Annotated in this window: 18 protein-coding genes and 1 pseudogene; 8 read left to right on the top strand and 11 right to left on the bottom strand. The window is 49.5% G+C overall.

Going from position 1 to position 15,573, the window contains the following annotated elements:
• Positions 1 to 631: 631 nt before the first annotated feature.
• Positions 632 to 1,336, bottom strand: coding sequence for a BclA C-terminal domain-containing protein (locus RTK01_RS07410; RefSeq protein ID WP_312280362.1), 705 nt, complete (start codon positions 1,334 to 1,336; stop codon positions 632 to 634).
• Between the two features lie 2,213 nt (positions 1,337 to 3,549).
• On the opposite strand from RTK01_RS07410, the gene RTK01_RS07415 reads away from it, so the two are divergent.
• Both RTK01_RS07415 and RTK01_RS16840 read left to right on the top strand, forming a co-directional pair.
• On the top strand, positions 3,550 to 3,900 hold the full coding sequence (locus RTK01_RS07415; RefSeq protein WP_312280363.1) for a hypothetical protein: 351 nt from the start codon (positions 3,550 to 3,552) through the stop codon (positions 3,898 to 3,900).
• Between the two features lie 543 nt (positions 3,901 to 4,443).
• A complete protein-coding gene (locus tag RTK01_RS16840) occupies positions 4,444 to 4,557 on the top strand; it encodes a LytTR family transcriptional regulator DNA-binding domain-containing protein (RefSeq protein ID WP_397352501.1) in 114 nt (37 codons plus the stop codon).
• Positions 4,558 to 4,723: 166 nt separating this feature from the next.
• On the opposite strand, the gene RTK01_RS07425 is transcribed toward RTK01_RS16840, so the two are convergent.
• Positions 4,724 to 4,996 (bottom strand): hypothetical protein, encoded by a 273-nt coding sequence (locus tag RTK01_RS07425; RefSeq protein ID WP_312280365.1) that lies wholly within the window; start codon positions 4,994 to 4,996, stop codon positions 4,724 to 4,726.
• A 115-nt stretch (positions 4,997 to 5,111) separates the two neighbouring features.
• Positions 5,112 to 5,294: a DUF2089 family protein gene (locus RTK01_RS07430; protein WP_312280366.1), complete on the bottom strand. Its 183-nt coding sequence runs from the start codon at positions 5,292 to 5,294 to the stop codon at positions 5,112 to 5,114.
• Positions 5,295 to 5,500: 206 nt separating this feature from the next.
• Here RTK01_RS07430 and RTK01_RS07435 point away from each other — a divergent pair, with 206 nt between their 5' ends.
• Both RTK01_RS07435 and RTK01_RS07440 read left to right on the top strand, forming a co-directional pair.
• Positions 5,501 to 5,827 (top strand): PadR family transcriptional regulator, encoded by a 327-nt coding sequence (locus RTK01_RS07435; protein WP_312280367.1) that lies wholly within the window; start codon positions 5,501 to 5,503, stop codon positions 5,825 to 5,827.
• Between the two features lie 43 nt (positions 5,828 to 5,870).
• Positions 5,871 to 6,500, top strand: a complete 630-nt coding sequence (locus tag RTK01_RS07440; RefSeq protein WP_312280368.1) for a hypothetical protein — start codon at positions 5,871 to 5,873, stop codon at positions 6,498 to 6,500.
• A 323-nt stretch (positions 6,501 to 6,823) separates the two neighbouring features.
• Here RTK01_RS07440 and RTK01_RS07445 read toward each other — a convergent pair whose 3' ends face one another.
• The 6 genes from RTK01_RS07445 to RTK01_RS07470 all read right to left on the bottom strand — a co-directional run bounded on the left by RTK01_RS07445 (position 6,824) and on the right by RTK01_RS07470 (position 10,536).
• Positions 6,824 to 7,243: a pyridoxamine 5'-phosphate oxidase family protein gene (locus RTK01_RS07445; protein WP_312280369.1), complete on the bottom strand. Its 420-nt coding sequence runs from the start codon at positions 7,241 to 7,243 to the stop codon at positions 6,824 to 6,826.
• A gap of 25 nt (positions 7,244 to 7,268) precedes the next feature.
• Positions 7,269 to 7,658, bottom strand: coding sequence for a VOC family protein (locus RTK01_RS07450; RefSeq protein WP_312280370.1), 390 nt, complete (start codon positions 7,656 to 7,658; stop codon positions 7,269 to 7,271).
• A gap of 18 nt (positions 7,659 to 7,676) precedes the next feature.
• Entirely contained in the window at positions 7,677 to 8,117 is a 441-nt protein-coding gene (locus RTK01_RS07455) for a GyrI-like domain-containing protein (RefSeq protein WP_312280371.1), read from the bottom strand.
• Positions 8,118 to 8,183: 66 nt separating this feature from the next.
• Positions 8,184 to 9,077 carry a YafY family protein gene (locus RTK01_RS07460; protein ID WP_312280372.1) on the bottom strand — a complete coding sequence of 298 codons (894 nt, stop codon included), beginning with the start codon at positions 9,075 to 9,077 and terminating at the stop codon, positions 8,184 to 8,186.
• A gap of 459 nt (positions 9,078 to 9,536) precedes the next feature.
• Positions 9,537 to 10,076, bottom strand: a complete 540-nt coding sequence (locus RTK01_RS07465) for a DUF1697 domain-containing protein (protein WP_312280373.1) — start codon at positions 10,074 to 10,076, stop codon at positions 9,537 to 9,539.
• Between the two features lie 49 nt (positions 10,077 to 10,125).
• Positions 10,126 to 10,536: a peptide deformylase gene (locus RTK01_RS07470; protein WP_312280374.1), complete on the bottom strand. Its 411-nt coding sequence runs from the start codon at positions 10,534 to 10,536 to the stop codon at positions 10,126 to 10,128.
• Between the two features lie 104 nt (positions 10,537 to 10,640).
• Here RTK01_RS07470 and RTK01_RS07475 point away from each other — a divergent pair, with 104 nt between their 5' ends.
• Positions 10,641 to 10,844: a helix-turn-helix transcriptional regulator gene (locus RTK01_RS07475; RefSeq protein WP_312280375.1), complete on the top strand. Its 204-nt coding sequence runs from the start codon at positions 10,641 to 10,643 to the stop codon at positions 10,842 to 10,844.
• Positions 10,845 to 10,914: 70 nt separating this feature from the next.
• On the opposite strand, the gene RTK01_RS07480 is transcribed toward RTK01_RS07475, so the two are convergent.
• Positions 10,915 to 11,790, bottom strand: a complete 876-nt coding sequence (locus RTK01_RS07480; protein WP_312280376.1) for an AraC family transcriptional regulator — start codon at positions 11,788 to 11,790, stop codon at positions 10,915 to 10,917.
• Positions 11,791 to 11,881: 91 nt separating this feature from the next.
• Positions 11,882 to 12,808, bottom strand: a complete 927-nt coding sequence (locus RTK01_RS07485) for a YafY family protein (RefSeq protein WP_312280380.1) — start codon at positions 12,806 to 12,808, stop codon at positions 11,882 to 11,884.
• A gap of 114 nt (positions 12,809 to 12,922) precedes the next feature.
• Between RTK01_RS07485 and RTK01_RS07490 the strand changes: the two genes are divergently transcribed.
• From RTK01_RS07490 to RTK01_RS07500, 3 genes and pseudogenes are all read left to right on the top strand, one after another.
• Positions 12,923 to 13,567: a DJ-1/PfpI family protein gene (locus RTK01_RS07490; RefSeq protein ID WP_312280377.1), complete on the top strand. Its 645-nt coding sequence runs from the start codon at positions 12,923 to 12,925 to the stop codon at positions 13,565 to 13,567.
• 312 nt (positions 13,568 to 13,879) lie between these two features.
• Positions 13,880 to 14,881 (top strand): SPL family radical SAM protein, encoded by a 1,002-nt coding sequence (locus tag RTK01_RS07495; protein ID WP_397352498.1) that lies wholly within the window; start codon positions 13,880 to 13,882, stop codon positions 14,879 to 14,881.
• Between the two features lie 226 nt (positions 14,882 to 15,107).
• A pseudogene (locus tag RTK01_RS07500) lies at positions 15,108 to 15,573 on the top strand (hypothetical protein); the annotation flags it as partial.

The raw sequence follows: 15,573 nt of genomic DNA on the forward strand, positions 1-15,573 counted from the left end.
GCCCGACAGGGCCGGTATTTCCACGAGGCCCTTTGGCGCCTTGACATCCCGGATTTCCTTGAGGCCCTACATCACCTCGAACGCCCTGCGGTCCCGGATTTCCCTGTGGGCCCTGATCCCCGAAATCTCCCTTGGGCCCCCGGCAGCCGGGCTCCCCTTTGGGACCCCGAGGCCCCTGCGGCCCGGCAGGCCCAGTGGGTCCGGGAGGGCAAGAAGAACATTCTATTTTTGGTTCAGCTTCAGAACACTTTTTATTGTTTTTTTCGTCACCGTCCTGAACAAACGGAAAAGCACTCATAATATCCATATTTCCTTTCCCGGGATCCCTTGTAATTCTCTTCTATATTTAATGTACGCATTGACTTTCAACAGGGTGACAACGGCCAAATCCGCTTTAAACCTTGTAAAGCGCTGCAACTGTATACAATACATCAGCAGCGCCCTACAAGGTCTGTTTTTTATACATTTCGTACCAATGCCTGATTGCGGAATACAGCTCAAGATACCCGTCAGCCTGTTATTTCAGCTCCGCCCGCCTAATACCAGAACATACCCTTATGCGCCTATCCAGAGGCGGAACGCCAAACAATATCCGGTATCTTCATCAATCTTAAAAATGGTACATAAAGAGCTAGACGCTCAGTCTGATTACACTAAGGTTGGCGTTCATACCCGGACCCAGCAAAACGGTTCCGCCGTCTGGGCTTGACAATGCCAAGGTGACCTCATCGTTTGCGGCTAAAGTAACAATACCGCTAAGGGAGACGAACTCATAATTCGTGGTTAATGCGAAGGTGGTCGTCAATGACGGTTGTGAGAAAGCGCCATTTATCTGTGCGCCTGCAGTAACATTGAAAAACAATGCAGAGGCTTGCAGCAGAATATAAACCTCCACACGGTAATTTCCGGCAACGTTTATCTCAATACTGTTGGTTCCTAATGTTACATCGGTGCTTACCATTGCTTGATCCAGTGCAACACCTTGTGTGCCGCCTGCTGAAATGACAATGGATTGATTGCTGTTGCTATACAAACCGCCATAAGCCTGTAGCCCATCAGGGCCAGTAGGTCCGGCGGGTCCGGCGTCACCCGTGGGTCCGGAGGGACCTGCGTCGCCAGTAGGTCCGATGGAACCGGTGGGACCTGCGTCACCAGTGGGGCCAGTGGGGCCGATATCGCCCTGAGGTCCCGTAGGCCCGGTTACGTTAGGGTTTTCAATGGTTACAATTGCAGAACCCTGTGTAACTGTAATATCTAGCGTGGTAGACTCAAAAATTAAGTCTTCGCCGTATCCAAGCACCGCTGTGCCGGTTGTCCCGATGACATTAAACAGCATGTCGCCAGAATCAAATTCCCCGGTGGGGCCGGTGGGCCCGATGTCCCCAGTCGGGCCGGTAGCGCCCGTGAGTCCGGTGGGACCGGTGGGGCCGGTGGGGCCGGTGGCACCTGTCGAGCCGGTGGCACCCGTTGGACCGATATCGCCTTGCACACCTTGGGAGCCTTCCGGCCCCTGACAACCCATTGGCCCCTGCACACCCTGGGGGCCCTGCACGCCGGCAGGGCCTTCCGCCCCCGCGGGACCGGTAGGGCCTTGGATGCCCTGAGGCCCTTGTGCTCCTTCCGGTCCATCATCTCCTTGCGGGCCGATAGGGCCGGTATCGCCTCTGGGGCCAATGGGGCCGCGTGCTCCCTGCGGTCCAGCCGGGCCAGGATTTCCTCTAGGCCCTCTTGCTCCCAGACATCCGGGATCACCTTGCGGACCGGCATCACCCCTCACGCCTTGCGAGCCCTGTAAACCCATCTGGCCCTGAGGCCCGCGCGGTCCGGCTGGACCTGGACAGCCGAGATCGCCCTTATCTCCCTTTTGGCCCTGAGTGCCTCTCGGCCCTCTCTCTCCCTCTGTGCCCTGTGGGCCGACATAACCCTGCGGGCCCGGATATCCCACATCGCCCTTCGCACCCGGGCAGCCCGAATCTCCCTTAGGGCCTCTCTGGCCGGGCGGGCAAGCCGACGGACAATCCAGCTGCCGGGAAGAATTGCAATCATTTTGCTGCGAAGAATTATTGCAGCCACAGCCGCTTTGACAAGCGGCTGAATTCTGTGCATAGTCTTCATAATAATTTTGCATATCTCGATATCCTTTCTGAACCGTCAAATCAGATAATATAAATAGGTATCCTGCAAGCATCATATGACGGGCTACTTAGTTCTGTTCAGCAAAATACCGCCACGGAAAAGCAGCCACGAGTCCGGAAGTAACTATTTTACACGGTGTTGTGCCGTTTGCATATACTGATGTAAATGCTTGATCAGCTCTTGCTCAAAGCTTTTTGCGTTACATAGCGGCTGTTTGAAGAAGGTGGTTCTGATTTGAAAATTTATAGGGAAAATAATCCAACTTCAAATCTTTTTAATTCCAACAATTGCAGTTCTACTTCATGCAATCAAGGGGAAAAAAATAATAGTTACAATTTTCAAAGCCCTCGCTCCTGTTCTTGCTGCTCTCCGGGTCCGACAGGACCGCAAGGGCCGCGGGGGCCGCAGGGCTTTCCGGGATGCCCCGGCTGTCCAGGGCCGATAGGTCCGCAAGGGATACCCGGCCCTCCGGGCTCCCAAGGAATTCCGGGAAGCATCGGTCCGGAAGGTTTGCAGGGCATCACTGGCTGCACCGGGTCAGACGGTCCGCATGGAGAAGCAGGGCCTCAGGGCATCACCGGCTGCACCGGGCCAGACGGTCCGCAGGGAATCGCGGGGCCAGAAGGCACACAAGGCATCTCCGGTCTCACCGGTCCGACAGGACCGCAGGGCGTACCCGGTGATCCCGGAGGACCGACGGGCCCCGCAGGTCCGATGGGACCACAAGGCGATCCGGGCGCCATCGGACCGGAAGGGCCGCAGGGCATTCCCGGTAATACCGGCCCGACGGGGCCTCAAGGTACTTCAGGCGACCCCGGGGGCCCAACCGGGCCGCAAGGCAATCCGGGACCGACGGGTCCCCAAGGTGATCCGGGTGGCCCAACTGGGCCCACCGGCTCCACGGGCTCTGTGGGGCCACAGGGCGTTCCGGGATGCACCGGTCCCCCCGGCTTGCAAGGTCCGCAGGGCTCCCCCGGGCTGGAAGGACTACAGGGGGTACGGGGTGATGCCGGCCCGCAGGGAGAACCCGGCTGTCCTGGCCCCGCAGGACCAAAGGGAAACCCCGGTCCGGTCGGCCCTATCGGCGCGCAAGGCCCGAGGGGGCCGCGAGGAGATACCGGACCAATGGGATGTCAAGGCCCGGCCGGACCGGAAGGCCCGCAAGGCGAACGTGGACCAGAGGGGCCGCAGGGAGAAGCGGGACCGAAAGGCCCGGAAGGTCCCATGGGGCCTCAAGGCCCGCAGGGCGCAAGGGGATGTCAGGGTCCGGAGGGACTTCAGGGAGAACGCGGCTATCCCGGACCGCCCGGCTCCGTCGGACCAATCGGCCCGGCAGCTGCTTTGATCGGCGCGCACTACGTACAAAAGTATCCCGCAGAACAGACGGAGCGCTTGTATCCGGCTGGTCAAACCATGAAATTTAATACTGAAATAACAAGCGGCTTTCCATATATCGGCTATAATCATGCAACCGGTACATTTACAATCAGCCGCCCGGGCACCTATGTTATCAACTATCTGCTATATCCACAGGGCATTGTGGATGGAGATTCCACACAAATATACCTTGTGCTAAATGGAACCGTCACGGTCTTTCACGATCTGCTTTCCGCATCTAATTCTTTTGGTCCCGTCTCCTTTACCGACGTGATTCAGACCAACGTCCAAAATGCGGAGCTTTATTTTCTTAATAATGGGAAAACACTGTCTTTCAGCCAGTCGACGGAGCATGTGTCCGGCATATCGATCTGGGGTCTTGTTTGATACCCTTGGCAACATCCCTTCAAGAGGACTGAAACTCGGAGCAGCTTTCTTCATTTATCTTATTGACCTTTCCTTCTTTCAATCAGCTTTCAGCTATAAAAAAGCCGAGGTTTTAAAAATAAAACCTCGGCTAAAACCCGTGGCACACGGCTGCGACGCAAAATAACGCGCGGCACTTTTCTCTGACAAGCGGTGCTAATTTTTAAACAGCCGCATAAAGGGGCCACGGAATCACCCATGAGTCAGCTTGCTTGTGAATCCTTGCTTCTTCCGGTATAATGCTGTTGGAGCCATTCGCAACAAAATTGCGAAATTCCGCAACAATTCTGTTGCAATCACTTCTTGGCTTTGAAAAGATAGAGCCTAGAAAGCGCCACTCCTTCCATCTTTTTTGGGGATGTTTAAATGCCAAAGCAGGACGGCATTGCACTCGCAAAAAAGCTGCGGGAACAAGAAAAGAAAAGTTTGCTCATTTAAACTATGAATTGATGCAAATCCGTAAAGCTTGAGGCTATTTATGATTGCGAGGTAATCATCCGAAAAATATACCTTCACACAAAAAGCGGCACCATTGAATATTACGGCAAGCTCGAAGCCGTTGAACAGCCGCTTGATTACCAGTTTGTCCGGTGCCATCGAAGCCACTCCACGTCGTAAGGCTTACATCAAAAAAGGCAGCCACACAAGTTTTGTGTGGCTGCCTTTTGCCTTGGTGGAAAAAGCGTATCCTGTCATCTATGAAATCCGCCGATTTGCAGGAGACTTATCTCGCATTTAGCTGAGTCCCCTTCCCCTGCCGATTTCCCCGTTCCTTTAAGGGGGCTTACATGTCCTGACTTTTCATATGCTCCATTTCCTTTTTCCGATTGTCAAGACGCTTGACAAAGCCGAACAGCAGCAGGCACCCTGCGGCAATCAAGAACGGATATAGCCCGGCAAGCTGAATTTTATGCAGGAATGCCGCCTGATAAATTAGACCTGCCGCAACACTTAATATCGGCAGGATAAACATATACCTCGCCTTTCTTTGATTGCAAAGCGCGCTTTGCATCAAAAGCAGCGCAACGGCAGCCAATGTAACAACAATGCACCTCATGATATATGCTCCTTTTCTTTTTATACTTTTCAATAATCAGCTTGGCTGTTTCCAGATCAATTCGGGAATCCACAGCCAACCCCTTAATAAAGGCGGAAAACGGTTCCTCCTCCTGTTAATTGCTCAGCTCGATTTTTTGAATGAACTTATCAAGCCGCAGGCGGACGGTGGGATAAGAAACGCCATGCAGCTTGACAATTTCTTTCAGCGACCCCGGCAGCAGCACAAAGTTGCGAAGAAACGCCGCATCTTCCAGCTCAAGGGACAGGATCCAGCGGGGAATTTTGTCAAGCTTCAAGTAGCTCCCTCCTCTCATGGACTTCAATACAATTAAGTATAACATAAACATTATTTAAGCCAATTAGTAAATAGAAATAAATATTAATATGTTTTTGCTTTCAAAAAAAGCCGATTCAAATTTTCAGCGCGGTATTGACAAAGCATCTACCTTGCGTTACAATATAGCTAATCTACAATGCAATGCAAGATAGGGGGAGTAAACCGATGATTTCCTCGCAGATGCTGAAAGGAACGCTGGAGGGCTGTATTCTAAAGGTAATCAGCCAACAGGAAACCTACGGCTATGAAATCTCAGAAAATCTGCGAGCTTACGGTTTTGCAGATATTTCGGAAGGAACAATCTATCCGCTTTTGCTGCGGCTGGAAAAGAACGAAATGATTACCGCGCAGTACCGGGAGTCTCCGGTAGGACCGAAGCGAAAATACTTTTCTCTCGCACCTGCCGGAGAAGAGGAGCTTGACCGCTTCTATTCCAGTTGGCGCGAGCTTGAGTTTGCAGTAAATTTACTGTTCCAAAGAGGAGGCAAATGAAATGAATCAAAAAACCAGAGAGCTTAACCGGAGCAACAACGCCTTGGATGAGCAGATCAGCGCGGAAAATCAGGAGGCCTTTACCGATATGATCTGCTATTTGCGGGGAGCGAAAATCTCAGCATACCATCAGGAGCTTGTCCGTCAGGACCTTACGGAAATGGTGCTTTCCGCCCAGCAGCGGGAAGAACCTATTCACTCCGTCATTGGAGGAGATTATCAGGCATTTTGTGACAATGTAATTGCCAGTCTGCCTCCTGAAACACGGAAGCAACGAACCATTGATTTTTTTGATACGGTTTGCTGGTGCTTGTCTATCCTCGGGCTGATCAATATTGTAATTTCCAGTGACACGATTCTCCTCATACGCAATGCCGTCACCGGAAAGCCGCTTGACTTCTCGATGGCCGTTTCTCTGGGGAGCGTGATATCCATCGGCATCATCATCCCCGCCGCCTTTATAATCACATCCGCGATTCTTAAAAATTCATTTCAAATTAAGAAAGTAGATGGAAAACGCACGAAGGCATTTATATTTGGCGCAGGACAAATGCTCTTGTTTTTACTGATTGCATGGTTTGGCCAAAGAACACTTTTCACAGTAAACATCTTCGTCGCCTGTGCCGTTGTTTTGGCTTTCTATGCTGCTCATAAAATACTGGAGAGAATTTAATAGATCAAATAAGAGTACTCCCTGTGTCGAATCTATGCTTTTTTGCGGTCTGCCTGCCGGAGTGCTGCGCAATGCATACCGTGTCAGACGGTTCGGACAGCCAAAAGAGCTTCGAGCAAAAACAATTGAATTTTAAACCAGATGGCGCAGCAATTGCTGCGCCATTTCTGTTTTTTTATGCGCATCCTTGAAGACAGAAGCGTTTGCGGCCATATCCCCTTCCGTGAAACTAAAAAAGGCACACCGTGAAAAAATCCACGGTGTGCCCTACGGAACAGTCTCGATTAACGCTTTTGTCGGCCTGCCGCTGCTAAGTTTTCAGATTATAATCTAACGGTATCCATGTGTTCAAAATCGAGTACCACCTCCGCCTGTTCAAAGGTGACTTCAAACAGAATCAGTGCGGGAAGGACGTCAGGAATACTCATAATATAGTCAGGCAGCTTGGTCAAAAACTTGCTCTTGATGTTTTCAATTTCCACAGAACTTATCCGAGCAGTGCCTTCTTTGACCCGAACATGCTCTTCCCCTTTTTCCGCAATTGTTGTAAATGCGATATGAGGGTTTTTCTGAAGCTCCGCAACCTTCAGGTTGTCGCTGAAGGTAGAGAAATACAGGGTTCTCAGCTCTGCATCATAATAAAAGTTGACGATGCGCACATTAGGCGCTCCGTCTGCTACTGTTGCAAGCGCGATGGATGTCTGTGTTTGCATCATGCGCTCAAATTCCTGCCTGTAATCCATTTGTTAGCTCTTCTCCCTTTCGGGCTTATTTTGTAAAGGAGCCGATTTCAATGAGATTGCCCTCCGGATCCGCAATATAGCAGGTCCGCTGGCCCCACGGTTCTGTTGTCGGCTCCAAGACAGGCACGGCACCCTTTGAAACAACCTTTGCAAACGCGGCATCCACGGCGGCATAGTTCTCGACACCCATCGCAATTTCGTAATGTCCGTTGATACCACTCGCGTAGGAAAACGGCCTATTTGCCATTTGCTCAAAATCGCTTCTGCGATAAAGCAAAAACAAGGTCCCATCCTTCACAAGATAGACATTGCTGGCGGTTTCTTCCTCCTTGATTTCAAATCCAAGCACATCCCGGTAGAAGCGCACCATCGTCGGCATATCTTTTACGAAAATTCCAAACCCATCTAATTTCACAAGGCTTCTCCTCCTATTTTACTTCAGGGCAATGTAGAGGGCGATGTCGCAGTTTTCAGGATCACTGCTCATATATTCCTCAAAGTCGCCTGTAAAGCTGCGGTCTAGATTCATCTGCCAGATTTCTCCCCATGCATTGGCAACAGCCTGCACCATATCCCCATGCACCAAAAATTTTGCGTATTTCCCAGCCGGGATCGTTTTGACGGTCAGTTCAGGGTTTTCCGCTTTGGAAACCTCAATGCCCGCCGTTACGCAGTATCCGCTGTCTGTATAATCAGAGTACAGCCCAATGGCGTATGCGTTCACCCTGTTTTTTATGCTGACATTGGGGCCGCCCTGATACAGCTTTTCCCACAGCCCGCCAATAATTTTCCCCATTTCGGGGTCGCTGTTGCCGGTGACAGCACTTACTCCCACAATCGTCTTTTCCTCTAAGTTCACAACTTCATAGTTCATTTCATTGTCCTCCTTGTTTTTGATGTTTTCATCATAACAAAGGCCAATTGACAGCTATGTGTCATATTATAAATATCTTGCCAGCGTTTTTTGTAGTTTATCCTTTATTTCCAGACGAATATCCTCCGGTTCTAAAATCTCACAATGCTCTCCAAAGGTTGCGAGGTACTGATAGACCCAATCGCCTCTGGGCATGGTGAGCTGCGCGATAAATTCGCCGCCGGGAAGTGTTTTAAACTGTGAAAATTCATCATATACACGGTACGCCATTTTTTCCGACAGCTTGAGCGTAATGGTTACGAAGTCATCCTGAAACACCTTGCTGTCGTTAAATATCTTTGCAGGGGCCGTGCGCTCAAAGTGCTCGTCGAGCAGCTTTAAGTCCTTTATGCGCCGGAGCTTAAAAAAGCGATAATCTTTACGCACCCCGCAGAACGCATAAAGATACCAGCTCTGTCCCTTAAAGCAGAGCTTCAGCGGCTCCACCGTGCGCTGCATACTTCCCTCGCTGCCATGATAGTAAAACGCCGCTTTCCTCTTTCCTATGATGGCGGCCTTGAGCGCGCGGAATAGACTAGATTCCTCCTCGGCATTGGCCCACCCGGAGAAATCAACTTCAACCCAATCAGCATTTGCGCTTCCAAACAAGGAGGACAGCTTTTCCACCGCCGTGTTGGTCTGTTCCGGGCTGACCGCGCTAACAGCATGCAGCGCCGAGAGAATATCTGACTTTTCGCCATCGGTCAGCACGGCTTTATTGAGCACGAAGTCAGCGAGAAGCGCGATTCCTCCGCCTTTGCCCTTGGTCATATAAATCGGAATGCCCGCCGATGATAAAAGCTCCACATCCCGGTAAATCGTGCGGGGAGAAACCTCAAAGTGTACCGCAAGCTCTCCGGCGGTCATACTCTCTTTGTTCAGCAGTAGATACACCATTTCAAACAGCCTGTTAATCTGCATCGTATCGCCTCCATTGTTTCTATAATAGAATGATACCACACTGGGGCAAAGGTCCTTAGACAAAACAAACGCGTCCCTAAAACTGGGACGCGTTAGCTGTCTAGGACTGCGCCTATCTTGATTCAACATCCGAAAACTGTGGTGAAAATATCAGCTTATATGCTCTTCCAGTCAAATTCCGCATCAGCGTAATCAATCATACCATTTCCAGAAAACCGATTCCCAATTAAGTAAACTTGATATATGCCAGTTTTAAGTGCAATTGTATCCTCGCTTCCAAGCGGAGATACTAATGGCACCTACAAGCAATGATACTAAATCAACAAATAATCCACCATACTCATTGATGGTATATGTAGCATTGCCAGAACTAAGTGATGGACGAGCGCATACTGCAAATATTTTCGTGATGCGGTGTTGCCCATCGATCTGGCGCTGGGGCGGCCTTTTCAAGCGCAATTACATTCCAACTATCTTTTTGACGGTGTTTGCCGTTCTGATTGTCAGTTTCTTGCTGATACGTGCACTTGCCGTCTTTGACCACCAATTTGTTTTTTGATAATCTTTTCGACTGAAAGACCAGAATACCACTTCTTTGTAGTCCCTTATCTTTTCCAATTCTTCCTTGGGTTCTCCAATCTGGTTGAATACTTCAGCAAATGTAGCCGGAGGCATAATAAAAATTAGGTTATCATAGATTTCCTTATTTTCATTACCCCACCAGTCGGGTGCATTGCGCAAGATGTCCTCAAGTTCTTCTTTTAATATGACAAAAACCGGAATATCCAGGCCAAATTGATTTTTTATCATTGTTTCAATCTGGTTTGTAAAACTCCTTACGTCATCTCCATCACTTGAAAAAATTACATTGCCGCTATTTAGATAGGTCTTAACTTCTTGAAAGCCGAGTTCTTCAAAGCCATCCTTTAATTCTGCCATTGGAATCTTGTTTTTACCACTTACATTGATGCCACGCAAAAACGCAATTTGTCTTTTCATATTCGTAAATTCCTCCTCATATCCCGATTTATCTCTCGCTCACTGACGATCAGATAATGATTCCCTCGCAGTGGTCGAGCTCGTGCTGGATGATCTGCGCCGTCCAACCGGTGAAGGTCTTAAAGCGCTCCTGAAAGGCGGGGTTTTGATACCGCACTTTAATGGACTTCCAGCGCTTCGCTTTTCGGGTGCCGGTGAGGGACAGACAGCCCTCCTCGGCGTCATACGGACCGGACTTTTTCACAATCTCAGGGTTGAACATTACTATGTGCACGCCGTCGCCCGCGAAGGCGATTATGCGCTTGTTCACGCCAATCATGTTCGCCGCCATGCCTACACAATCGTGCTTATGGGCGATTAGCGTTTCCAACAGGTCTTCCGCCACCGGCAGATTCGCCTCAGTTGCCGCTTCTGCCTTCTGCGCGAGGAAGACCTCGTCCTTGCAAATCTCTCGAACCATATCTAAAATCCTCCGAATATTCTTTTTCTCATGATATCACGATTTTTCCTTGAAAAACAGCCTCCTTACCGCGAATATGATACAATATCATTGAGGTAAGGGCATTGTATCAAAAACTGCGGGATTTGCGGGAAGACCACGACTTGAGCCAGAAGGATATCGCCGAGTTGTTGAGTGTCAGCCAGGCAACGTATTCTCGCTATGAGAGCGGGATTTTGGATGTTCCCAGCATTTCACTCATTAAGCTCGCTGATTTTTATAAAGTGAGCGTGGATTATCTGCTGGGGCGGACAGACACCCAAAATTGAACAAACAACGAAGCGGTATCCTGTCAATCGCAGGATACCGCCCTTGTGTTGCGGGAGAACACCGTCTCCCTTACTTTTTCTCCTTGACCGCAATCCAGATCTCGCAGGTGTAGTTTGGATCCTGCACATCCGCCGAGGGATAAACCTCCAGCTCTACGCCATGGCCATAGTCGTAGTTACTCTGGGGGAAGAACTCCGTGCAGATCTTCTTATAGGTGTCCTTGAATGCGTCGGGCATATTGCCGCGGCAGATGAACACCGCGTAGGTGTAAGCCGGAATGTCGATGACGTCCAGTCCCTCGCCGTTCAGGGGCGCGCCGTTGTACTCCGCGCCGATGCCGTAGGGAAAGCCGGAGTCTGCCAGTTCGTCGGAAAAGCAAATGCCCAGAACGCCGTGCAGACTGTCAAACTTGCCGTACTTGCAAATCTGCTCCATTGTGCCGTCTGCGCTGCACTTCCCCCAGAACGCGGAGATGTCCTCTGTGGCGGCATCGCCCTGGGGCTTGCTTACTTGAATCTTTTTGCAGATGATTTTGAATGCGTCTTTCTTTTCGATCCTGTAATCCATGGTTGTTCCTCCCGATAAAATCAGTTTTACGGAGAGCCGAAAGAAGGATTTGACGCTACCACCGTGCCGCGCCTGGGTGGGCGTGACGCCGTGAAAGCGGGTAAATGCGCGGGAAAAGCTTTCGGGCGTGTCGTAGCCATACCGACACGCGATGTCGATGACCTTGTTGTCCGTGCATATCAAGTCCTCGGCGGCAAGAGCCAGTCGGCGCATTCGGATGTAGTCGCCCAGCGTAAAGCCGCAGAGCATGGTGAACATCCGCTGGAAGTGAAAGGGCGAGGAGCACGCCGCTTTCGCCGCCTCTTCACAGTCCACCTTGCCTGTAAGGTGCGCCTCGGTATAGTCCAGCGCCCGCTGGATTCCCGTGATCCAATCCATTCTTCGGCCTCCTTCCGTATGCTGTCATTCTATCGCAGTTCACGGACAGTCTCATGACTTTCCTTGCGGAGTTGTGTCATGGAGGATTTGTTTAAGCGTATAGGGTGGCGATGTCCTGTGCTTTTCGCTTCATCTCCTTGCGGATGTGCGGTTCCAAGCATTCGCATTGATCCCCAAAACTCAGAAGAATATCATAGTAATATTCATTTTCAATAAAGGGAAAGTTCACAATGAAATGCTCCTCGCCGTCGGGCGTGAAATCTTCATAAGCACAGTAATCCAGTATCCTGTCCATGACAGACTTGTGGATGCGGATTTTGATTTTTGTCTGCATGGTTTTCAAAATGTCGTCAAAATCCAACTGCGGCTTTTCATAATCCCGCGGGGCGAAAACCTCCTCTTGAATTTGCAGGTTAGACATGCGGGACAGTTTGAATAATCGGAAAGCATTTCTTTTATAGCAATACCCCTGTAAGTACCAGTGATTGCTTTTCAACACAAGCTGATACGGTTCGGCTGTTCGCGCAGTCTTATTTCCATGGTGGGCTATATATTCAAAGGTCAGCAGCCTGCTTTCCTGCAAAGCTGTTTTGATCATCTCTAAACATGGTTGTATGTTCCTGTTACCCATCCACGGACTTAAATCTATACATATTTGATTTGCTTTTACTTCAATGTCTTTCGCTCTGTCGGCGGGGATAAAACTTTTGACTTTCGCAAGGGCGTTTACCAGTTCATTCCCCCGTATCATGTTGGAAAGGCTGGAAAGCCCCATCAAGATAGCGGAAAGGTCGGCGGTGGAAAAAACATTTTTATCAAGCTTGTATTGCTGCATGATTTCAAAGCCACCGCCCACTCCCGCCGCTCCGCGAACAGGAATCCCCGCCATATTGATGGCGTCGATGTCACGATAGATTGTGCGGGGAGAAACTTCAAACATATCTGCTAACTCCTGTGCGCCGATCCGCTCTTTTTCAAGGAGTATCATAATAATGCTCACAAGTCTATCTACTTTCATCTGACGGCTTCCCTCCAAAATCCCTTTTTTCATTGCCGATTGTTGCCATGCTGTTGTCAACAATTCCATGGTACAATAAGTCTGTAAGAAATGCAATAAAAACGGAGGGAATTTATGTTTACAGTTTATGTTTACGTTTTGGACACCTTGGCCGACTGGGAGTTGGGGCATGTTACTTCGGAATTAAATACCGGTCGTTTTTTTAGCAAGGCTGCACCGCGGGTATCGATCAAAACGGTCAGTTATTCCAAAGAGCCGATCCATACGATGGGCGGGCTGACGGTGGTGCCTGATTGCCTGATTGATGAGATTGCTGTGAGCGATACCAGTGTGCTGTTGTTGCCGGGGGCCAATACATGGAATGACCCGAAGCATGGCGCGATACTTGCGAAAGCAAGTGAATTGCTTTCGGCGGGAGGAACCGTGTGCGCGATCTGCGGGGCGACCGCTGCGCTTGCAGGTGCCGGGCTGCTGGACAACCGCCCCCATACCAGCAATGGGCTGGGATTCCTGGAAATGTTTACTTCCGGCTACAAAGGAACGAGTTTCTATGTGGATGAGCAGTCCGTGGCGGATGGTAATCTGATTACCGCAGGCTCCACCGGAGGACTTGCATGGGCAAAGCAGATTATTAAACGTTTGGGTGTTTTCGAAGTGGACACGTTGGAAGCCTGGTATGAATACTTCAGCACCGGCAAACCCGAGTATTTTTATGCCCTCATGCAAACTCTGCCATCCTCAAATTCAGCACAGCAATAAATAAAGAAAAAGTCGGTCTCAAGAGCTCTCGAAATCGGTGGCAGGCGTAGATGCAAAATCCTAACTTTTTCAAAAAAAGGGCCACTGAAATCGTTGATTTCAGTGGCCTTTTGGCCAGAGTGTAATATAGAGCATAAAAGCAAGTATTATCAATAATTTGAAGATAGTCGCAAGCAGTATTTACGCATTTATTTCTAATTGCCATTTTTGTTTCTCCCAGAAGCAAAGAATAGTGCGCATGTCTGTTTTTATCGGTTCTTGATAGCATCCGATATTTGTGGCACACTATACAATAATATGGAGGAGTTAAAAATGGATATACGCTTCGATACAGTGTATTACGAGCCAAATGCACTTGATTATGAGCTGGGGCAAATGCTCCGGTCCAAATACGCAAACTTACCTTGGGTGGAAATAGAAAGTCATAACCGTATACCAGAACTGACAGCGGCGGATAACCGGGATTTTCCGAAGCTAAAACGGCATCTTATCGTTGGAGTGAGAAAGACACACCGATATGTGCCGAACCACAAGGTCTCCGACTGGCTGGTACCATATACCTCTTCTGGATGCCCGGCCATGTGCCTATATTGCTATCTGGTTTGCAATTATAATAAATGTGCGTACCTCCGCCTGTTTGTAAACCGCGAGCAAATGCTGGATAGACTGCTTAAAAAAGATGCCGAGGCCGTTGTGCCTCAGACTTTTGAAATTGGAAGCAACAGCGACCTGTTAGTTGAAAATGCTATTACCGATAATTTGCACATTACAATTGAGCGTTTTGCGCGTGAAGGCCGCGGAAGTCTGACTTTCCCATCAAAATTTGACATGGTAGAGCCGCTGCTTGCGCTTGATCACAGAGGAAAGACTATATTTCGTATGAGCGTGAATCCTGAAGAGATCATTCAGCGCATAGAACTGGGTACATCAACGCTGCGCGCACGAATCCGCGCGCTTAACGATGTAGCAGAAGCCGGATATCGGGTGGGACTGCTAATTGCGCCAGTGATTCTGCTTTCAGATTGGAAGAAGCTATATGGGGAATTGATTGAGCAGCTTGCAGACGAGTTAAGCGAAAAGGTCAGACAGAATGGGTTTATAGAGATCATACTGATGACATACAGCTTCGTGCAAAATGCCATTAACACAGATGCCTTTCCCAATGCCATACAGCTTTTTAACCAGGAGACTATGACCGGTCGGGGTCGTGGAAAATACTGCTATCGGAACGATGTACGTGCAGAAGTTGAGTCCTTTTTGAGAAAGGAGATTTCCCAGCAACTGCCCGCTATGCCAATATTATATATTTCATAACTCTGTGGATTTAATCTTACCATCCCAGAAGATTTAAGTATTTTCACAGATATTACAACAAAGTTGAATTGTTCCTTTCATTCAAATTGCTTTCGAGTGTCCTTATAGGACTTGCTTCCCGCAAATCCGCATAATATAGGCAAAACAAAAATCCGTCGATTCAAAGTCGACGGATTTTTATTAACCGGCGTGAAATTATATAATTCGGAGAAATCCAGTAATATCAATGATTTACAGACAGTCAGCAGAGACCAATTACTATGAAACACTGCGGGAAACCGGCAGTCGGGCAAGCGACATGGTGGAGGAAATCCACGAAGATTTGCAGGTGCACAAAACGCGGCTCTCTTCGATTGACTCCGGCGGGCGAAATGCCCTTGCAAAACAGGTTCAGGGGCTGTATGATGTTTGCAGAATGGCAGATACTTCCTGCACTCACAGCGGCGAATGCATTACTATGCTGAACCTCACCGGCCTTTTCGGCAATCCTTTCAGCGACGAGCGCGCAATCGAAGCCGCCATCCGCAAGGTAAAAAACAGTCCAGATTTCTTTGCCAGTGAATGCATTGATCTGATTGAGAAAGCCGCGGACTGGGGCATCGCTTTTGCCGCCGGAAGCAGCGAGAAAAAGCGGGCATTTCTGGAAGACGTTGCGCAGGGAAAGGGCAAGGACTTTTTGCAGGAGGTTGCGG

The sequence above is a fragment of the Oscillibacter sp. genome (assembly GCF_031978065.1).
GTDB lineage: Bacteria > Bacillota > Clostridia > Oscillospirales > Oscillospiraceae > Oscillibacter.

Coding starts and splice junctions, on each gene's coding strand:
- RTK01_RS07410 (WP_312280362.1), bottom strand. CDS start 1,336: ATGCTGTTTAATGTCATCGGGACAACCGGCACAGCGGTGCTTGGATAC.
- RTK01_RS07415 (WP_312280363.1), top strand. CDS start 3,550: ATGAAATTTAATACTGAAATAACAAGCGGCTTTCCATATATCGGCTAT.
- RTK01_RS07425 (WP_312280365.1), bottom strand. CDS start 4,996: ATGAGGTGCATTGTTGTTACATTGGCTGCCGTTGCGCTGCTTTTGATG.
- RTK01_RS07435 (WP_312280367.1), top strand. CDS start 5,501: ATGATTTCCTCGCAGATGCTGAAAGGAACGCTGGAGGGCTGTATTCTA.
- RTK01_RS07445 (WP_312280369.1), bottom strand. CDS start 7,243: ATGGATTACAGGCAGGAATTTGAGCGCATGATGCAAACACAGACATCC.
- RTK01_RS07455 (WP_312280371.1), bottom strand. CDS start 8,117: ATGAACTATGAAGTTGTGAACTTAGAGGAAAAGACGATTGTGGGAGTA.
- RTK01_RS07460 (WP_312280372.1), bottom strand. CDS start 9,077: ATGCAGATTAACAGGCTGTTTGAAATGGTGTATCTACTGCTGAACAAA.
- RTK01_RS07465 (WP_312280373.1), bottom strand. CDS start 10,076: ATGAAAAGACAAATTGCGTTTTTGCGTGGCATCAATGTAAGTGGTAAA.
- RTK01_RS07470 (WP_312280374.1), bottom strand. CDS start 10,536: ATGGTTCGAGAGATTTGCAAGGACGAGGTCTTCCTCGCGCAGAAGGCA.
- RTK01_RS07480 (WP_312280376.1), bottom strand. CDS start 11,790: ATGGATTGGATCACGGGAATCCAGCGGGCGCTGGACTATACCGAGGCG.
- RTK01_RS07485 (WP_312280380.1), bottom strand. CDS start 12,808: ATGAAAGTAGATAGACTTGTGAGCATTATTATGATACTCCTTGAAAAA.
- RTK01_RS07490 (WP_312280377.1), top strand. CDS start 12,923: ATGTTTACAGTTTATGTTTACGTTTTGGACACCTTGGCCGACTGGGAG.
- RTK01_RS07495 (WP_397352498.1), top strand. CDS start 13,880: ATGGATATACGCTTCGATACAGTGTATTACGAGCCAAATGCACTTGAT.